At 40.4% G+C, this 16,151-nt stretch carries 18 protein-coding genes; 8 read left to right on the plus strand and 10 right to left on the minus strand.

What is annotated here, in order from left to right; all coding sequences use genetic code 11:
• Positions 1-107: 107 nt before the first annotated feature.
• Positions 108-1,295: an aldose epimerase family protein gene (locus tag QJ048_RS21420; RefSeq protein WP_282336479.1), complete on the minus strand. Its 1,188-nt coding sequence runs from the start codon at positions 1,293-1,295 to the stop codon at positions 108-110.
• A 336-nt stretch (positions 1,296-1,631) separates the two neighbouring features.
• Here QJ048_RS21420 and QJ048_RS21425 point away from each other — a divergent pair, with 336 nt between their 5' ends.
• From QJ048_RS21425 to QJ048_RS21440, 4 genes are all read left to right on the plus strand, one after another.
• Positions 1,632-2,798 (plus strand): hypothetical protein, encoded by a 1,167-nt coding sequence (locus QJ048_RS21425; RefSeq protein ID WP_282336480.1) that lies wholly within the window; start codon positions 1,632-1,634, stop codon positions 2,796-2,798.
• Positions 2,799-3,086: 288 nt separating this feature from the next.
• The gene (locus QJ048_RS21430) at positions 3,087-4,454 is read left to right on the plus strand and encodes an OmpA family protein (RefSeq protein ID WP_282336481.1); all 1,368 of its coding nucleotides are present in this window, start codon (positions 3,087-3,089) and stop codon (positions 4,452-4,454) included.
• Positions 4,455-4,592: 138 nt separating this feature from the next.
• Complete coding sequence (locus tag QJ048_RS21435) at positions 4,593-5,336, plus strand: trypsin-like serine protease (RefSeq protein WP_282336482.1); 744 nt, start codon at positions 4,593-4,595, stop codon at positions 5,334-5,336.
• Positions 5,337-5,429: 93 nt separating this feature from the next.
• Positions 5,430-6,239: a hypothetical protein gene (locus tag QJ048_RS21440; RefSeq protein WP_282336483.1), complete on the plus strand. Its 810-nt coding sequence runs from the start codon at positions 5,430-5,432 to the stop codon at positions 6,237-6,239.
• A 51-nt stretch (positions 6,240-6,290) separates the two neighbouring features.
• Here the strand turns inward: QJ048_RS21440 and QJ048_RS21445 are convergent, their stop codons facing one another.
• The 7 genes from QJ048_RS21445 to QJ048_RS21475 form a co-directional block, all read right to left on the minus strand.
• Positions 6,291-7,346, minus strand: coding sequence for a hypothetical protein (locus QJ048_RS21445; protein ID WP_282336484.1), 1,056 nt, complete (start codon positions 7,344-7,346; stop codon positions 6,291-6,293).
• Positions 7,347-7,349: 3 nt separating this feature from the next.
• On the minus strand, positions 7,350-7,604 hold the full coding sequence (locus QJ048_RS21450; protein ID WP_282336485.1) for a hypothetical protein: 255 nt from the start codon (positions 7,602-7,604) through the stop codon (positions 7,350-7,352).
• 14 nt (positions 7,605-7,618) lie between these two features.
• Positions 7,619-8,077 (minus strand): hypothetical protein, encoded by a 459-nt coding sequence (locus tag QJ048_RS21455; RefSeq protein WP_282336486.1) that lies wholly within the window; start codon positions 8,075-8,077, stop codon positions 7,619-7,621.
• Between the two features lie 122 nt (positions 8,078-8,199).
• Positions 8,200-8,457 (minus strand): hypothetical protein, encoded by a 258-nt coding sequence (locus tag QJ048_RS21460; RefSeq protein ID WP_282336487.1) that lies wholly within the window; start codon positions 8,455-8,457, stop codon positions 8,200-8,202.
• Positions 8,458-8,528: 71 nt separating this feature from the next.
• The gene (locus tag QJ048_RS21465; protein ID WP_282336488.1) at positions 8,529-8,786 is read right to left on the minus strand and encodes a hypothetical protein; all 258 of its coding nucleotides are present in this window, start codon (positions 8,784-8,786) and stop codon (positions 8,529-8,531) included.
• 2 nt (positions 8,787-8,788) lie between these two features.
• Positions 8,789-9,925, minus strand: a complete 1,137-nt coding sequence (locus QJ048_RS21470; protein WP_282336489.1) for a glycohydrolase toxin TNT-related protein — start codon at positions 9,923-9,925, stop codon at positions 8,789-8,791.
• A 23-nt stretch (positions 9,926-9,948) separates the two neighbouring features.
• Positions 9,949-11,331, minus strand: a complete 1,383-nt coding sequence (locus QJ048_RS21475) for a hypothetical protein (RefSeq protein WP_282336490.1) — start codon at positions 11,329-11,331, stop codon at positions 9,949-9,951.
• 236 nt (positions 11,332-11,567) lie between these two features.
• Here QJ048_RS21475 and QJ048_RS21480 point away from each other — a divergent pair, with 236 nt between their 5' ends.
• Together QJ048_RS21480 and QJ048_RS21485 are read left to right on the plus strand one after the other, a co-directional pair.
• Positions 11,568-11,741 (plus strand): hypothetical protein, encoded by a 174-nt coding sequence (locus QJ048_RS21480; protein ID WP_282336491.1) that lies wholly within the window; start codon positions 11,568-11,570, stop codon positions 11,739-11,741.
• A gap of 110 nt (positions 11,742-11,851) precedes the next feature.
• Positions 11,852-12,982: a glycoside hydrolase family 5 protein gene (locus QJ048_RS21485; RefSeq protein ID WP_282336492.1), complete on the plus strand. Its 1,131-nt coding sequence runs from the start codon at positions 11,852-11,854 to the stop codon at positions 12,980-12,982.
• 78 nt (positions 12,983-13,060) lie between these two features.
• Here QJ048_RS21485 and QJ048_RS21490 read toward each other — a convergent pair whose 3' ends face one another.
• Complete coding sequence (locus tag QJ048_RS21490) at positions 13,061-13,612, minus strand: cupin domain-containing protein (protein ID WP_282336493.1); 552 nt, start codon at positions 13,610-13,612, stop codon at positions 13,061-13,063.
• A gap of 118 nt (positions 13,613-13,730) precedes the next feature.
• Positions 13,731-14,174, minus strand: a complete 444-nt coding sequence (locus QJ048_RS21495) for a GNAT family N-acetyltransferase (protein ID WP_282336494.1) — start codon at positions 14,172-14,174, stop codon at positions 13,731-13,733.
• 336 nt (positions 14,175-14,510) lie between these two features.
• Between QJ048_RS21495 and QJ048_RS21500 the strand changes: the two genes are divergently transcribed.
• Both QJ048_RS21500 and fabF read left to right on the plus strand, forming a co-directional pair.
• Positions 14,511-14,747: an acyl carrier protein gene (locus QJ048_RS21500; protein ID WP_026751146.1), complete on the plus strand. Its 237-nt coding sequence runs from the start codon at positions 14,511-14,513 to the stop codon at positions 14,745-14,747.
• 106 nt (positions 14,748-14,853) lie between these two features.
• A complete protein-coding gene (gene fabF, locus QJ048_RS21505; protein WP_282336497.1) occupies positions 14,854-16,104 on the plus strand; it encodes a beta-ketoacyl-ACP synthase II in 1,251 nt (416 codons plus the stop codon).
• The last annotated feature ends 47 nt before the right edge of the window (positions 16,105-16,151 follow it).

The following is a 16,151-nucleotide window of genomic DNA, read 5'->3' on the forward strand; positions in this document are numbered from 1 at the left end:
ATTTACAATGCCGCCCATTTTTCAATCTCCTCAAAGAATTTGAAAAATGGACGGCTGAAGTAAAAGTCTTTGATATCATTCCTGCCGAAATGGACACCAGACCATTTCTATTTCACACTAAACTTATAAACCGAACTGGTCTTATATGTTTGACCAGGATTCAAAGTTGTAGATGGGAACGATGGTTGATTGGGAGAATCCGGGAAATGTTGTGTTTCCATACAGAAAGCTGTTCTGAAATCATCTTTGGCGCCACCTTTGAAAGTGTTTTTGCTTGCCATAAAATTACCACCGTAGAATTGAAGACCCGGCTCTTGCGTCAACACATCCATTATAATGCCTGACTTATCGCCCACTACAGTTGCCGCATGGTTAAGGCCTGAACCAGTGTTTGCATTCAACACAAAGTTGTGATCATAACCCTTACCGTTTTGCAATTGTATGTTGCTTGTATCATTTACACGTGCGCCGATGGTTGTTGGTTTAATAAAATCAAACGGAGTGCCTGCAACGGGTTCATTTTTGCCTGTTGGGATCAATGTGGCATCTACCGGAGTGTATTTATCTGCATTGATCTGTACCAAATGATTATTGATGGTTCCGCTTCCTTCACCATTCAGATTGAAGTATGCATGGTTAGTAAGATTGCAAACTGTTTTCTTATCGGTAGTTGCTTCGTAATCTATTTTCAATTCATCATTTGCCAAAGCATAAGTAACTTTTACATTCAGGTTACCAGGAAAACCCTCTTCCATATCTTTTGATAAATAAGTCAGCTCAAGTGTAGAGTCGTTTACCTGTCTAGCATCCCATACGCAAGAGCTGTAACCTTTCTTCCCACCATGCAATGTGTTGGGCCCGTTGTTGGCAGCTAGTTTATACTCTTTACCATCAAGAGAAAATTTTGCTTTACCTATTCTGTTTCCGTAGCGGCCAATCAATCCACCGAAGAATGCATCAGTTGAATCCTGGTATTGTTTTACACTTCCAAAGCCTACTACTACATCAGTTTTCTGGCCATCTTTACCTGGCACCCACAAGCCAACTAACCTGCCACCAAAGTTGGTAACAGCTGCGCTCAATCCGTTTGCTGTTTTCAGCGTATATAAGTCCGTTTGTTTACCATCAATAGTTGCTTCAAAGGCTTTTTTATCCAATGGTGAAGCAGATGATGCTTCTATTTTCGTGCTATCGTTTGCACTAATTTTCTCAGGTGATGCAGAATTATTACAAGCTGCAATCGTAATCAATGCTGCTCCTGCAATAAGCGGCATGAAGTGTTTTTTTTTGTTCATTGTGTTGATCAATTTGTATTCAGGTAAAATATTGCGGATTAAGTTAGGAAATATTTTGAATGAGGAAACAAAAACAGCAATAATTGTTAAATTGACAATAATCTGGAACGATCAATCATGAAACGTGAATGCGGATGCGTGAGCAAACAATTTTCGCAACACAGTCAGACATAGAGTAAGGTGACTGGGGAGATCGCAAGTGCCGAGTGGTAAAACATTAATTGTGACCGGTTGTTTATCAAGATTTCACGATTCACATTTCATGTTTCGCGACTCACTTTTGACCATTCACTATTCCCGACTATCTTTACCGCACATTTGAACAACCCTTTAGCTATGTATCCAACGAAAAACCAACTACGAGCGTGTCTTGCATTGTTATTCGTATCTGCCACTTTTATAATTCTCAGTGGTTGCTCTGCAGGAAAATCTGCTCTTAAAAAAGGCGATTACTACAGCGCCTGTCTTCAATCTATCGATCGTTTGCGCTCTTCTTCCGCGAATAAAAAAGCTATCGAAACATTACAGGAAGCCTACCCGATGGCAGTAAATTACACTAAGCAAGAAGAAATACGTCTCACACAATTTTACAAACAGGGAAATTATTTGCTTGTTTATCGCAATTATGAAGCCATGAGCAATATTGCGAGGAATATCATCACCAGTCCCGGGGCAATGAAGGTCATTCCCAACCCTGACAGCCATACAAGCGAGCTAAATAAGTATCGCGGACTTGCCGCAGACGAATCATATAAAATGGGAGAATCTGCATTAAACATCAATACAAGAGAATCCGCAAAAACTGCGTATTACAACTTCTTACAGGTACAACAAATAGATCCCGGCTATAAAGACGTCAACAATAAAATAAATGATGCCTTGTGGTTGGCTACGCTAAAAGTGATGATTGATATGGCACCTATTACCGGAGCTTACCAGGTGAATGGAGACTTTTTTTACACACAAATATTAAACTATACTTCATCAAATCTGAAAGATAAATTCATTCGTTTTTATACACCATCAGAAGCACAGGAATACCAGATAAATCCTGACCAGGTAATGCAAATCGGCTTTTACGATTTTGTTGTGGGCAATGTGTATGACAGCAAAAACACTTACGATGTTAAGAGAGATAGCGTAAAGATCGGAACTTCCAAAGACAAGACAGGCACTGCCTTTGACGTGTACGGCCCTGTTACAGCACGAGTTACTGCCTATACTCGCAACATCGATTCACGTGGCTTGCTTGATGTGTATATTACTGACTATAGCACCAACAGATCTCTTGCCTCACGTCGCTTCACAGGCGGTTACACATGGGCTACAAGTTGGGGCTCTTTTAATGGAGATGAACGTGCTCTAACAGTTGATGAAAGAGAAATGATTGGCAGGCAACCTGCGACGCCGCCTCCACCACAACAACTTTTTGTTGAGTTTACAAAACCGCTCTATACACAAGCGACAGATTTTATAAGAAGCTTTTACAGCAGCTATCAGTAACTGAATAAACTGAGTGATTGAATAACTGAATGGTTGAATAATTGAATCTGAACCATTCAGTTATTCAATTATTCAGTTATTCTGTTTTTAGCCCCCACTGCGGAATGATTTTTATAAGTATTTCTTAACAGTTATAGAAAGCCTTATTGCCTATGATTTTCATAAGGACTATTAAGCTATAAGAAAACACAAAAACTCCGCTTTTTTTTCTCTCGGGGAATGTTAGTATGAAAAATACTGGCAACGAGGCTTTATTGCTGCTATCCTTTCAATTAAATTTCTTCTTTTATGAAAAAAAAATTTTTATTCCTTACAGGTGTAGTTTGTATGTGTGCATTTTCTGCACTGCATGCACAGGATATGACGACAACGAATAAGGACCACTATTCTGTATACGGGGGTCTGCTTGGAGGCGCCAACTACTCAAATTTGCGCGTAACAGATAAACCGGCCGGTCTAAGTACTGATTGGAGATGGGATTGGGCAGCCGGGATTTTTGTTGGTTTCCCAATTGGTAAAACAATTTCCCTGGAACCGCAGGCACTTTTTTCACGAATGGGGGGCAAGTTTACCCAAACTGGTATTAAAACAGACAACCAGCTGGATTACTTGTCTGTTCCAGTTTTGGTAAAATTGCATGCGGGAAAATATTTTGATTTCATGGTTGGCCCACAGTTTGATTTCTTAATGTCGGCAAAAGACAAAGAGCATGACAAGGATATCAAAGACAATATCAAAAAAAATGACTTTGCTCTCACTGCAGGTTTTGAATTATTTCCAAGACATGTCGTTTCTTTTTATGCCAGATACATTCATGGATTCGATAAGGTGTATGAGGACAACAGCGGTCTCTCAACGGCCAAAGTATACAACCAGGGAGTGCAGGCAGGTTTAAAAGTCAGGCTTTTTGGAAAACATGCTAAAGCAACGCCGCCGCCACCACCCCCACCGCCGCCGCCGGCTCCGTTAGACAGCGACAACGATGGCATTCCTGATAATGAAGATAAATGTCCTAATCAAGCGGGTGTCGCTAAATACGGAGGTTGTCCTATTCCGGATAGTGACGGAGACGGTATTAATGATGAAGAAGACAAATGTCCGCAACAAGCCGGTGTGGCTAAATACAACGGTTGTCCAATTCCGGATACAGACGGTGATGGCGTGAACGATGAAGAAGACAAATGTCCAACCATTGCCGGTGTGGCTAAATACAATGGTTGTCCAATTCCGGATACAGACGGTGATGGCGTGAACGATGAAGAAGATAAATGTCCAACCATTGCCGGTGTGAAAGAAAACAACGGATGTCCGGCGATTGAAAAATTCAGTGCGAGTGCTGTGCAATTTGTTACTGGTGGCGCAACCTTAACAAAAGGTGGAAATACGGCACTGAGCCAACTTGCATTGTACATGAAGAAATATCCGGAAACAAAAGTTGAGATCAATGGTTATACTGATAACACCGGTAAACCAGAAGCCAATCAAAAACTTTCTGAAAAACGTGCAATGGCAGCGAAAACATATTTAACGAAGAAAGGAATAGGCGCAGACAGAATTACAACGAACGGATACGGCGATGGCAGCCCAATTGCAGACAACAGCACAAAAGAAGGTAAAGCTAAAAACAGAAGAGTGGAGTTCAAGGTTAGTCAATAGCCTTAGCTGTTTAGTAATAAAAGAGGTCCTGATGCATCAGGGCCTCTTTACTTTTCTCGCAAAAAGATTGCAGAACCCTTTGATGAAAAACGATCCTTTGTATATTTACGAGTTACAACCCCAAAATCCCCAAACATTATGAACCCTGGTTTCGTTTTTGCAATTCTTGTGTCATTAAGTACTGTTGGTTGCAGCCAGGAAAAAACATCGGCCAAGCAGTTTGATAATATTGCCTTAGTTAATAAAATTGATTTTAATAACCCCCAATTTGATAAGTCGCAATTTGGTTGCGCATTTCTCGTACAATATGGCAAAGACACTTTCGCCATCACTGCAAAGCATCTGCTGAAGGTCATGAAAACGGATGAAATGAAAACAGTTTCGCTTACAAACAGCGTTAAATCATGGAGCTTATATTCTCCGGAAAACAAGGAGGAATTTGTGGTTTGTGACAAACTAGTAAACGAAAACAACTCTCAGTCACTCGATGCAAAACCAGCACATGATGACGACTGGCTTGTGTTTTCAATAAATAACAATCACTCAAAAGTTAAGCCGTTACAAATTAGAACGACGCCTTTAGCGGCAGGAGAAAAGTTGTACGCTATAGGCTGGACAAGAAAAATGGAAGATGGCCCACAACGAGTGTATGAGTTCGAGTATTATAAAACAATTGGGAATCGCATTCTGCTAAAAAATATTATTGTCCCTGAACAATTTTGCGGACTAAGCGGCGCACCTATAGTTGATGAAAAAGGAATGGCCATTGGCATTGCATCCAATGGAACAATTGATCCGGAAACAAAAAAGAAATATTTTTCTCCTTGTGCATTAATAAATCTGGCTGCGTTTTTGGAAGATTTCGAATTGACTAAGAAATAACAATTGTTCCGCGACAAATCGCACCTTCAAACAATTTTTCACCCATGTTGTTGTTAGGACATTAAACCTTTCTTGTAAGGTAAACGACAACTGATGAAGGAGATAAACCTTATTCTATTTCTATTGGCTCTTAGCTATTTTGCAAATGCACAGGAGCCCGGACAGCCAGTGGGCGGTGATGCTCAGACAATAGCAGACAAACTGGCAAACCCTGTGGCAAGTCTTATAAGCGTACCACTTCAAAGCAACGTCGATTACGGCATTGGGCCATACAAGGGTTCAAAATACACATTAAACGTACAGCCTGTCATTCCTATTAAACTCAATTCCAAACTCAATCTCATCACCCGTTACATTATTCCAATCGTTGATCAACACAATGTAAGCGGGCCTGATAAAAATGAGTTCGGCCTTAGTGATGCAACGATTAGTGGATTCTTCTCACCATCAAATGCAAAGAATGGCTTTATTTGGGGAGCAGGCCCGGCTTTTCTTGTTCCTACCGGCACCAATGATTTTCTTTCAGGAAAAAAATGGGGAGCCGGACCAACAGCATTGGTGCTGAAGCAGTCACCCGGGTTAACGTTTGGTTTTCTTGTTAACCAGATCTGGTCATTTGCCGGGGCCAGCGACAGATCAGATGTTAATCAAATGTTTATTCAACCATTCTTTACACATAACTGGAAAAGCGGTGCGGGCCTTGGTATAAACGCTGAGATTACAGCAAACTGGCACGCAAAAACTACAACAGCATTTATTAATCCAATTCTTACAGGCGTTACAAAATTTGGCAAACAAATAGTGTCACTGGGTGTTGGCCCAAGAATACCAGTGGCAGCACCAACAGATTTTAAAACAGATTTTGGCTTGAGAGGCGTGATTACATTTGTGTTTCCTGAATAGTGCGACCTATTGTAAAAAAGATTCTGCAAATCTTACGCTACATTCTTTTTATTATTTCCTCATAACCTCGACAAACTGTTTGTTGCTGTATTTTTCACTTTGCTCAACTACACTGCGCAACCATTGCATGTACATTTTGTCCGGCATTTCACGGTAGCCCAAATCATATATCTGGGTATATAGTTGCTCCATTTCCTTGAATGAGCCATTGGACGGAATGATCTTATCTGCTTGGGATTTATGGTATAACCGCTTATAGGTCTCCGCTTTTAATAACATGGCCTGCACATTATTCGGATGATATTTCAATACTAAATCGCAGCATTGTATAATAAACCCATCGTCGAACTCATCTACCTGTTGCTGATAACCTTTTGCCAAATCTAGAATGCATAAGGCGATTGCTTGTTGATTACTTAATGTGTCCATGTAAATACCTCGCTGCACAGCTTTTACAGGTATATACCCCGAAGCCGTTATCCATGCATCAATAGGGAACTCACCACTTGTAAGCTCGGTATTGTACCAACCTGTTTTCCTGCACCGGTTTTTGATATACATGTGATTGGGCGCTAGCGCCAACCAACAACTTGCATGTAGCTCATCTGCCAGCATTTTATATAAGTACGGTAAGCTATGACAATTGCCCTTATGTGTTAGCATTAGTTTGGTGACAAACATATTGCTCCAATTTTCCCTGCCAAAGAAATCGTTAAAATCATAAGTGTAAGGCAGGTGATAATATTTTTCTTCTGAAAGCCCAATAAATGTAATTGTATCTTTCAATAACTTGAATATGGAAAGATTACTGACCAAATCAACAGAATCTTTTTCCTTATACTCGACCAAAGGATTGGCTCTTTGCCAAAGATTTGCAACCTGTGCCAGACGCTGTACTTCCGCATTAAACTTCTCGTATTCCATCTTGTTATTGAAAAAACAATTCTCCGATAGAAATACAGCTTTTTTAAAGCAGCCATTGTTTTGAAGCAATGCAGAAAGAGAATCAAAGCAAGCCTTGTAATTGCTTTTGGTTTCCAACAATGGCTGTGCATGGCAGAAACTAATGTAAAGAAGTAGTGTTGATAGGGCGATAATTTTTTTCATCAGTTATTCTATGTACTCACTTAAGACTTTTAATAAAGCTGTTTTCAAATCATTTTCATCCGCTCTAAGCAGTTCTCTGTTCTTCGTAGGGCACGAAACAAAAACAGTATAACTGTTTTCGCTTCGTTCTCCATCAAATTTTATTACCGCCGCATCACCGTTCTCTTTCACCTTTTCAAAACAACTAATTATTTCTTCGAGGGAACAAGCGGGTTTGTTTATTATTTCTTTTATATAACTCTTATTATCAATTAACATAATAAACTCAAAAATTACAAAGTCTGCTCTATCACAAGCTGCCCCATACAAACAATTCGTATCCTTCTATCTTCAAATACTATATCCTCAAAAAAATCGGGCAAGTCTATCGAGCGAACAATACTGAAAGCAACCTTGTCAAATACTAAGACTTCCAATTCAGTACACACAAAAATCTGTTCTTCCCAGATTTTTGTGTCATAAAAATTGTAAAAAAGACTTAAATCCAAAAGGAGTTTGTTTTGTTCAAAATCTATGATTACAAAATGTTGGTCTACACCTACAGCACAAATGTTATCTGCAATTTTTGTGATTACGGGCGTTATTAAATCGCTTTGCCACGAAAATTTATAACTACTGTTACTTAATGACACAATTCCAAATTTTCTATTGCCGTTGTTATTAATAAAAAGAACTTTAATTTGTTGGCTCAAAAATTCTCTTTCAGATATTTCTTTAAAGACTACTTCCATAAATTAATGTATTTAGGAATCAGTGTAGTTATCTTGGGAATTAAATTCATATTTCCACTTTCATAAAAAAGCCGAGGCTACAAGCCAGACATTTTTAAATAGAATACTAAAGAAGTAAATATCTATTTGTCATATTGATTTCCCTTATTTCTTGCAAATGTTTTTTTAAGACAGCCTTCTAACAAAGATCCACAAAAGGGACAATGTTTAATAACTCTCTCAACAACAAATAATTTACCTTGTTTGTCTTCCTTTTCCAAGCTTCGGGCTTGTAAAACAAAGACAAAACCATCCTTATTAATCTGCTTGGGAACTACAGAAAACCCTTTACCACCTGCTTCATTTATGAGTTCCTCAAAAAAATCGCAACAAAAAATCATGACTTCTCTTTTTGTTATTTAACAATGATCAGATAAATAAAACTGCTTCAGAACTCCGCCGGTTCTATAATTCACCTTTCTTTAGGTTTTATTTTAAAAACCGCCAATTGGTATTCCATCTTTTTCCACAAAAAATCAAACGCCTCATCGTCATTATTAAAAATCCGATAGTCATGCCTTTCCCCTCTCTCATCCAGATAAAAAAACTCCCACGTGGAGTAGTTCTTGTATAAAATACAAGCATCAGCTTTTAATCCTTCATTTAATGAGTACCAACGTTCTGGCACGTTATTCCAATAGAGCTTATCTTTTAGTTCTATCAAATTCATAGCTATTTTAATATTTTAATATATCCTAATTCTTGCAAATAATTAATTCCTACAGGAGTCTTATATTGAATCCCTAAACCTACTTCTCCAAATGCAGGGGCTATAGTAGAAGTTTGCATAGGAAACGGTTTTAGAACTTGAAACTGAAAATAATCCATTGGACTTGTAGCTGGAGATAATGCTCTCATATTAAATGGAGTCCCCACTGGCGAGGCATAGGAACCATATACAGAACCATATCTATCTAAAACCTGCCCTTCTTCTGCCATAACAATTGTCCATTCTCCTAATGCCCCTCCATTTCCCGGCCAATATTTTGCTAAGGCCGTAGTTTGCTCTGCACTTGTTGCTGCGTTAGCAAGTCTTCCATAACCGCCCCACATATTCATCCCACCTGCGGCATAATCCCGTCTTGCTTCCATCGTCCCATATCCAATCGTCCTAAATGTCTTATCCCAAAAACCCTCCCCATAATGATAATTTGGATTGCTTTGCCATGCTCTATATGCTTCGGTACGGTTGCTATACTCTGAGCCATGTTGCGCATTCCAGTTCGTAAAGTTAGACTCATCATAACCAAGATCATTGGCACTATAACCCATAAAAACGACACCAGATGCACCCCCATTTATACTGCCATTTTCTATTCTTGAGCCAGGCGCTAAGTAGCTATCATATCCTGCAGCCTTTGCCTGTTCTTCTGATTTTACATTTTCATCCCAACTCCAGTTTGTTCCACCTGTTGCATTTGTTTTTCCTACCCAATCTGTGGCCGCCATTCCCGTTGGGTCTATCATTCTTATCGGATTATTCAAACAAAAATTATACGGACTGTACTGCGCAAACTTATCCGCCAAAGGGTCTACACTATACCAACGACTACTAGATGTGTTGTCGGAATATTTTTCATATACCTGTTTTTCATCCAGCAGCTTTACTACTTTTTTTGTACAGGTATTGTACAGCACGGAGCCAATTCGTTGTATCGTATCCGTATCAAACACTTCTTCATAACGGCCGCGGGACAAGGTAATTATTTTGCCTTTCTTGCCAATGCTTTTAAAAGGGTTGGAATCCTGAGCCTTCGCCACAACTGCCAGTAACAATAATAACAGACATAAAAGTTGTACTTTTTTCATAGTTATCAAAAAGAGTTTTGGTGTTATTTTTTTCGTGGATTATTGGTTACGGTTACTTTCAGGGTTTTCAGCCTTTGCATTTCCTGTTGCATGCGTTGCTGCGCTTCTTTAGTGGCTTGCCTTTGTTGTTGGGTGTTTATGCTTTTGAGCCATGCGTTGTAGGCCTCTCGGGGCATGTCCTGGTAGCCAAGTGCATCCACTTTTTCGTAAGCTTGCTGCATTTGCTGCCACGCGTCATAAGCATCAGGATAATTAGGAAGGGCTTTTAGCTTTGGTCGTCCAGCCTCAGTTATTTTCTTCATCGCATTAGCAGTAAGCCGATTGGCTTTAATAATATTAGCACTAAGATTATTTGAATCGATCTTCAGTATTTTTTGTGTCATTTCCTTGGCTAGATAATTGTCGTCGCCAAAACGGAATATGAACCCATTTAGCAAATCGACCATGCACTGCGCATATAAGCGACGACTGGAGAGCGTATCCAGAAAAGTGCCCATGCGCAATGCATTGGCATTGATAAAGCCGGACTGTTGCAACCATGCAGAGGAAACCAACTGCCCGTTGGTAGTTTCAAAATTTAGCAGATTGTTATTACCATCCATGAATTGAATGAAGGAATGCTGCGGCGCCAGCGATAGCCACGCTTTAGCATGGAGTTGCTCTGCAAGCATTAAATAAATAAGCGGCAGCGAATGACACTGTCCTTTGCGTGTGGCGAGAGCTTTAAGCGCAAACATTTTGCTGTAATCCCGCTTACCCGTAAAATCTTCAAAATCGTAGCCGAAGGGTTCAACAGTCTTACTTTGTTTAGTTTGTGCGTTGTAATAATTATTGGGCTGGCGGTACAGTTTCATGATTCCGTAGTTAAGCGCCAGGTCGTTTTTTTCACTCAGCCCTTCCCGCATTACTACTTGCCTCACAAGCGCGGCATTACGCTGAAGCACCTGCTGGAAATCTGCATACTTATACCCGTTGTCATAAAATGCATTTTCTGCTATGAACACGGCTTTTGATAAGGAAAAACTGTCGGGGTTAAGAAGCAATAAAGAATCATACGCTTCGTGATATGCTCGTGTTTGGTGCGCCCACTCCAGCTCTTTCCTGTTTAACTTTTCGATCTCCTGATTTACCTCTTCCAATATTTGCTGCTGTTGGCTATTTCTCCTTATTTGCTCCTGTTCAATGAAGTTTTGAAGCGTGGGCCTGGTGTAAGGCGAGGGTGAAGGTGTCTGTGGCGCAAAAGGATTGAACCCACCGGGCAATAATTGCGAGGGCTGTGGCCATTGCATCTGTTGCGCAAACGGGCAGCTATGAATAATCACACAAAATACGACCGTACAAAAAATAGGATTTATGAATGCGAGTGATTGTTTGGTTTTCCATCGGATGGTGAACAATTTTCTCATGCCATCAGTTTTAACAAGCAATTATTTAATTCTTGTCAAAGCTATTTTATTGGTTTTCAATTCTGTTTCTGAATCAGTCAGACTTTTATTCAAAGCTGTCACATTTTTAAAGTAAAAAATCTGACACAAATTGATCTGGATTGTAAGTCATAACTTATTTAATTTAAAATAAGTCAGGGGCTTGATTTGGTACAACTTTTATTGTAGTTTAATACAAGCACATAAAAATCAACCCGATGTACGATCCTAAAAAAGACAAAACGGAAAATCCGGAAGACGACAAAAGGAAACTTTCATCAGAGGAAGAATGCGGTGGCAATGGAGAGTTGCCCGATCCTGAATCGATGTCTGACAATGAAGCAAACCAGGACGAAACCTATGCCGCCGACAATGATCTGCGCGAAAAATAGATCAATGCTTTTTTAGCTGAATGCTGTACTATTTCTTCACCTCTCCTTTTGCGCAGCAAAAAGTTTTAAATTAATGCTCGCCACTAATTATTCAAGTTCTTTTTCTTGCCATGAAAAGAAGAATATTTATCAAGAACACATCATTGCTTGCAGCAGCAGTAAGCTTAACCGGAACATCTGCCTTTGCAAAAGCACCTTTAAAAAATACATTGCCCAAATGGAAAGGATTCAACCTGCTGGATTTCTTTTCTCCAAGGCCATTCGAAAAAATCTCTACAACAGAAGATCATTTGAAATGGATGCAGGATTGGGGTTTTGATTTTGTTCGCCTGCCGATTGCTTATCCCGGTTATTTAAAATTTGACCGCAGCAAAAACATCACACCGGAAGAAGTATATAATATAAATGAAGTTGCTGTCGAGCTTGTTGACAAGGTTATTTACATGGCGCATAAGTACAACATGCATGTGAGTGTTAATTTGCATCGTGCGCCCGGGTACTGCATCAATGCAGGCTTTCACGAGCCGTATAATCTTTGGAAAGATGAAGAGGCCCAGAAAGCATTTTACTTTCACTGGAACATGTGGGCGAAACGTTACAAAAATATTTCAAGCAAAAAGATAAGCTTCGACCTGGTGAACGAACCAAGCATGCGTGAAGACATGAATGATCAGCATTCTCCGTCAAGTATCGTTCCCGGCGATGTCTATAGAACAGTGGCGAAAGCCGCAGCAGAAGCCATTCGCAAAGAGAACCCAAATCATCTGGTGATCGCAGATGGAAACAACGTAGGCAATTCCGTTATTCCTGAAATAATAGACTTGAACATCGCACAAAGTTGCCGCGGCTATTTTCCGCATGCGATATCGCACTATAAAGCGCCATGGGCAAATAAAGATCCTGAACATTTACCTGAACCTAAATGGCCCGGACAGGTGGGCGATCAATATGTTGATAGATCAATGCTGGTAAAATACTATCAGCCGTGGATCGATCTAACAAAAAAAGGTGTGGGCGTACATTGCGGCGAATGCGGCTGCTGGAACAAAACACCTCACGATGTTTTCATCGCATGGTTCACGGATGTACTGGATATTCTATCTGCCAATCATATCGGCTTTGCGATCTGGAATTTCATCGGAGATTTCGGCATACTAAATTCTGGTCGCACTGATGTTGCGTATGAAGACTGGCACGGCTACAAGCTTGACAGAAAATTTTTGGAACTGCTGCAAAAGTAGAGACAAGGCACTGCCTTGTCTTTTTGAAATTATCACACACTACCAGACAGACAAGGCACTGCCTTGTCTCTACAGCAATCAATTAATATACTGCTTATAACTCGCCTTTTTGCCCGAAAGCAAAGCCAATGGCGACAATATTGAAAACACTATTCTTTGCAGAAGAAAGGATGGTTTTGAAAGTCGAAACTCACTGCGATGTTTATTAGCCAACAACGCTACCTGCAATAAGCCGGGTCGGCCAGCGGTATTTACTTTGCCATCATTTGCCAGTCCGGTTGCTATTTCGAGAAAGTATTCCGTATTCAATGCGGGAGTAACTTTCCAGCTGACAATCGTTTTCACGGCGGAAGCGTTCCACATGCTATGATTACAGTTTTTGGGAATATCAATAGACTGGCCTTTCAGTAAAACAATCGTCTTGTCATCAAGCTTTATAGTTAACTCTCCCTCCAGTACACTAAACTCTTCGTGCTGTACGGGATGATAGTGCGGCGCAGGCGGCGTGGAACGTGGCAAATAAGTTGTTACCATTTCCAGCAACTTCCCTTTACTGTCCTTTGCGGTAGTAACAAATCGTATAGACTGGCCGGTCACTTCATTCTTTATGATCTTGCCTTTAAATGCCATAGCAATGGGTTTAAGTGACAAAAGTATTTACCTCCGCCATCACAAACCATCGCATGTCGAGGGAATTGCTATATATAATATCTGTAGTGTAGTTTTTGGAGTATGAAAAGAAATCCGACTATTCCGGAACGCTGATCAGTGGTTTCTCCATTTCAAAGTGCGGAATGGTTACTTCTACGAATTCCTTGCTTGTTACTTCGTAGCCCAATTTTTCGTAAAACCCAACCGCTGATTTACGAGCATGCATAACCATTCTTGAGTAACCGCGATCCAGTGCTACCTTTTCTGCAAACATCATAATGGCCCGACCAACGCCTTTACCCTGAAGATTTCTGAGGACCGCCATTTGGCGAAGCCTCACTGTTTCTTTGTCAACCTGTATTAAAATGCAGCAGGCAAGAAGTTCGTCATCTTCAAAGGCTCCTATCAAAATATGATCTTTTTCACTTTCCAGCTCCTCCTTGGTAAAGTACAAACCGAGTGGTTTGCGTAACACGTCATTACGCAATTGAACCATTTGCTGATATTCCCTGGAACCGTAGTCTATAAGTTTTAAAGCCATGCTGCAGATTTAATAGCAATTTACAAATATAAGGTCACATAAATTTTGATTGGGTTCGATCAAATACACCTGAAATATCTCATTTTTCTATAATACAGAGAGAAAGTACTCATATTTTCCCGCTAAAACGAGCTTATTTTTCAAAAAATAACGTTAGCAATTAATTATTTTATTTTTTTGGAAAACTTAGAACCAGCGTGTATTTAAGCTTGTTATGCCAAGAAGGTTGAAGCGGCGATTCCTGCTGTATTTCTTCTTTTTTGAACAAAATGCTGCATAAACATTGCCATTTAACCAAAAATTATATTTTTGCACCCGTAACTAAACTTTACAACAATGTCAGACATCGCAACAAGAGTTAAAAAGATTATAGTTGACAAATTAGGTGTAGACGAGGCTGAGGTAACAAATGAGGCTTCTTTTACTAATGATTTAGGTGCCGATTCTTTGGACACCGTGGAGTTGATCATGGAATTTGAAAAAGAATTCAACATCTCAATTCCTGACGAACAAGCTGAAACCATCACTACCGTTGGTCAGGCAGTTGCTTACTTGGAAGAGCACGCAAAGTAGTCTTAGCGGTAGATCCTAATATAGGCAAAATTTTTACTAATCCGCCTTTCGATAATTTATGTTATTCGAAGGCGGATTAATCATCTTAAATCCAGACAAACCTAAAATGGAACTGAAAAGAGTAGTAGTTACAGGTATTGGCGCCCTTACCCCGCTTGGTAACAATTTAAATGATTATTGGAACGGGCTCGTTAACGGCGTTTCCGGTGCCGACGCTATTACTTTATTTGATGCGTCCAAATTCAAAACAAAGTTTGCCTGCGAAGTAAAAAACTTCGATCCAACCCAATTCATGGATCGCAAAGAAGCCCGCAAAATTGACCGCTTTACTCAATTGGCTATCGTAGCAAGTGATGAAGCAATGGCAGATGCGGGACTTTCTAAAGAGAATGTCAATCCAGACAGAACCGGCGTTATCTTCGGTAGCGGTATCGGTGGATTGATCACGTTCCAAAACGAGGTGATGGAATTTGCTAAAGGTGACGGTACTCCACGCTTCAATCCTTTCTTCATTCCAAAAATGATCCTGGACATTGCTGCCGGCCACATTTCAATGAGGCACAATCTTCGCGGACCAAACTTCGCGGTGGTAAGCGCTTGCGCAAGCAGCACAAACGGCATCATGGAAGCATATAATCTTCTTCGTCTTGGCAAAGCAGACATTTTATTGTCTGGCGGTAGCGAAGCTGTTATCAGCGAGGCGGGCGTTGGCGGATTTAACGCAATGAAAGCGATGAGCGAAAGAAATGACGATCCTAAAACAGCCAGCCGCCCTTACGACAAGGATCGCGATGGGTTTGTAATGGGAGAAGCAGCCGGTATCCTTGTATTAGAAGAATTGGAACACGCCCTTGCCAGAGGTGCAAAAATTTATTGTGAGATAGCAGGTGCCGGTGCAACTGCAGATGCACATCACATCACGGCTCCGCATCCGGAAGGCCTCGGTGCAAAAAATGTAATGATTGCTGCACTTAAAGATGCTGGCATGCAACCGGAAGATATCGACTATATCAACACTCACGGAACTTCTACCCCTCTTGGCGACATCGCTGAGATCAAAGCTATCGGAGAGGTTTTCGGAGAGCACGCTTATAAATTAAACATCAGCTCTACCAAATCAATGACAGGCCACTGTCTTGGTGCTGCAGGCGTAATTGAAGCCATCGCTTGTATCATGGCACTGAAACACGGTATCGTGCCACCAACAATCAACCACTTTACAGATGATCCCGAACTGGATTCTAAACTGAACTTTACTTTCAACAAAGCACAAACCCGCCCGATAAGAGCAGCCTTGAGCAACACTTTCGGATTTGGAGGTCACAATGCGGCGATTATTGTAAAGCACTATGAATAAGAATCTTAGTCTTTTCAACATGATTCAGATCAAGGTTCACTGTTTTT

The organism is Pinibacter soli (assembly GCF_029961145.1).
GTDB classification, from domain to species: domain Bacteria; phylum Bacteroidota; class Bacteroidia; order Chitinophagales; family Chitinophagaceae; genus Pinibacter; species Pinibacter soli.

Bases quoted from the DNA above. Each gene is read 5' to 3' on its own strand.
- QJ048_RS21420 (WP_282336479.1), bottom strand. From the start codon at position 1,295: ATGAACAAAAAAAAACACTTCATGCCGCTTATTGCAGGAGCAGCATTG.
- QJ048_RS21425 (WP_282336480.1), top strand. From the start codon at position 1,632: ATGTATCCAACGAAAAACCAACTACGAGCGTGTCTTGCATTGTTATTC.
- QJ048_RS21430 (WP_282336481.1), top strand. From the start codon at position 3,087: ATGAAAAAAAAATTTTTATTCCTTACAGGTGTAGTTTGTATGTGTGCA.
- QJ048_RS21435 (WP_282336482.1), top strand. From the start codon at position 4,593: ATGAACCCTGGTTTCGTTTTTGCAATTCTTGTGTCATTAAGTACTGTT.
- QJ048_RS21440 (WP_282336483.1), top strand. From the start codon at position 5,430: ATGAAGGAGATAAACCTTATTCTATTTCTATTGGCTCTTAGCTATTTT.
- QJ048_RS21445 (WP_282336484.1), bottom strand. From the start codon at position 7,346: ATGAAAAAAATTATCGCCCTATCAACACTACTTCTTTACATTAGTTTC.
- QJ048_RS21450 (WP_282336485.1), bottom strand. From the start codon at position 7,604: ATGTTAATTGATAATAAGAGTTATATAAAAGAAATAATAAACAAACCC.
- QJ048_RS21455 (WP_282336486.1), bottom strand. From the start codon at position 8,077: ATGGAAGTAGTCTTTAAAGAAATATCTGAAAGAGAATTTTTGAGCCAA.
- QJ048_RS21460 (WP_282336487.1), bottom strand. From the start codon at position 8,457: ATGATTTTTTGTTGCGATTTTTTTGAGGAACTCATAAATGAAGCAGGT.
- QJ048_RS21465 (WP_282336488.1), bottom strand. From the start codon at position 8,786: ATGAATTTGATAGAACTAAAAGATAAGCTCTATTGGAATAACGTGCCA.
- QJ048_RS21470 (WP_282336489.1), bottom strand. From the start codon at position 9,925: ATGAAAAAAGTACAACTTTTATGTCTGTTATTATTGTTACTGGCAGTT.
- QJ048_RS21475 (WP_282336490.1), bottom strand. From the start codon at position 11,331: ATGAGAAAATTGTTCACCATCCGATGGAAAACCAAACAATCACTCGCA.
- QJ048_RS21480 (WP_282336491.1), top strand. From the start codon at position 11,568: ATGTACGATCCTAAAAAAGACAAAACGGAAAATCCGGAAGACGACAAA.
- QJ048_RS21485 (WP_282336492.1), top strand. From the start codon at position 11,852: ATGAAAAGAAGAATATTTATCAAGAACACATCATTGCTTGCAGCAGCA.
- QJ048_RS21490 (WP_282336493.1), bottom strand. From the start codon at position 13,612: ATGGCATTTAAAGGCAAGATCATAAAGAATGAAGTGACCGGCCAGTCT.
- QJ048_RS21495 (WP_282336494.1), bottom strand. From the start codon at position 14,174: ATGGCTTTAAAACTTATAGACTACGGTTCCAGGGAATATCAGCAAATG.
- QJ048_RS21500 (WP_026751146.1), top strand. From the start codon at position 14,511: ATGTCAGACATCGCAACAAGAGTTAAAAAGATTATAGTTGACAAATTA.
- fabF (WP_282336497.1), top strand. From the start codon at position 14,854: ATGGAACTGAAAAGAGTAGTAGTTACAGGTATTGGCGCCCTTACCCCG.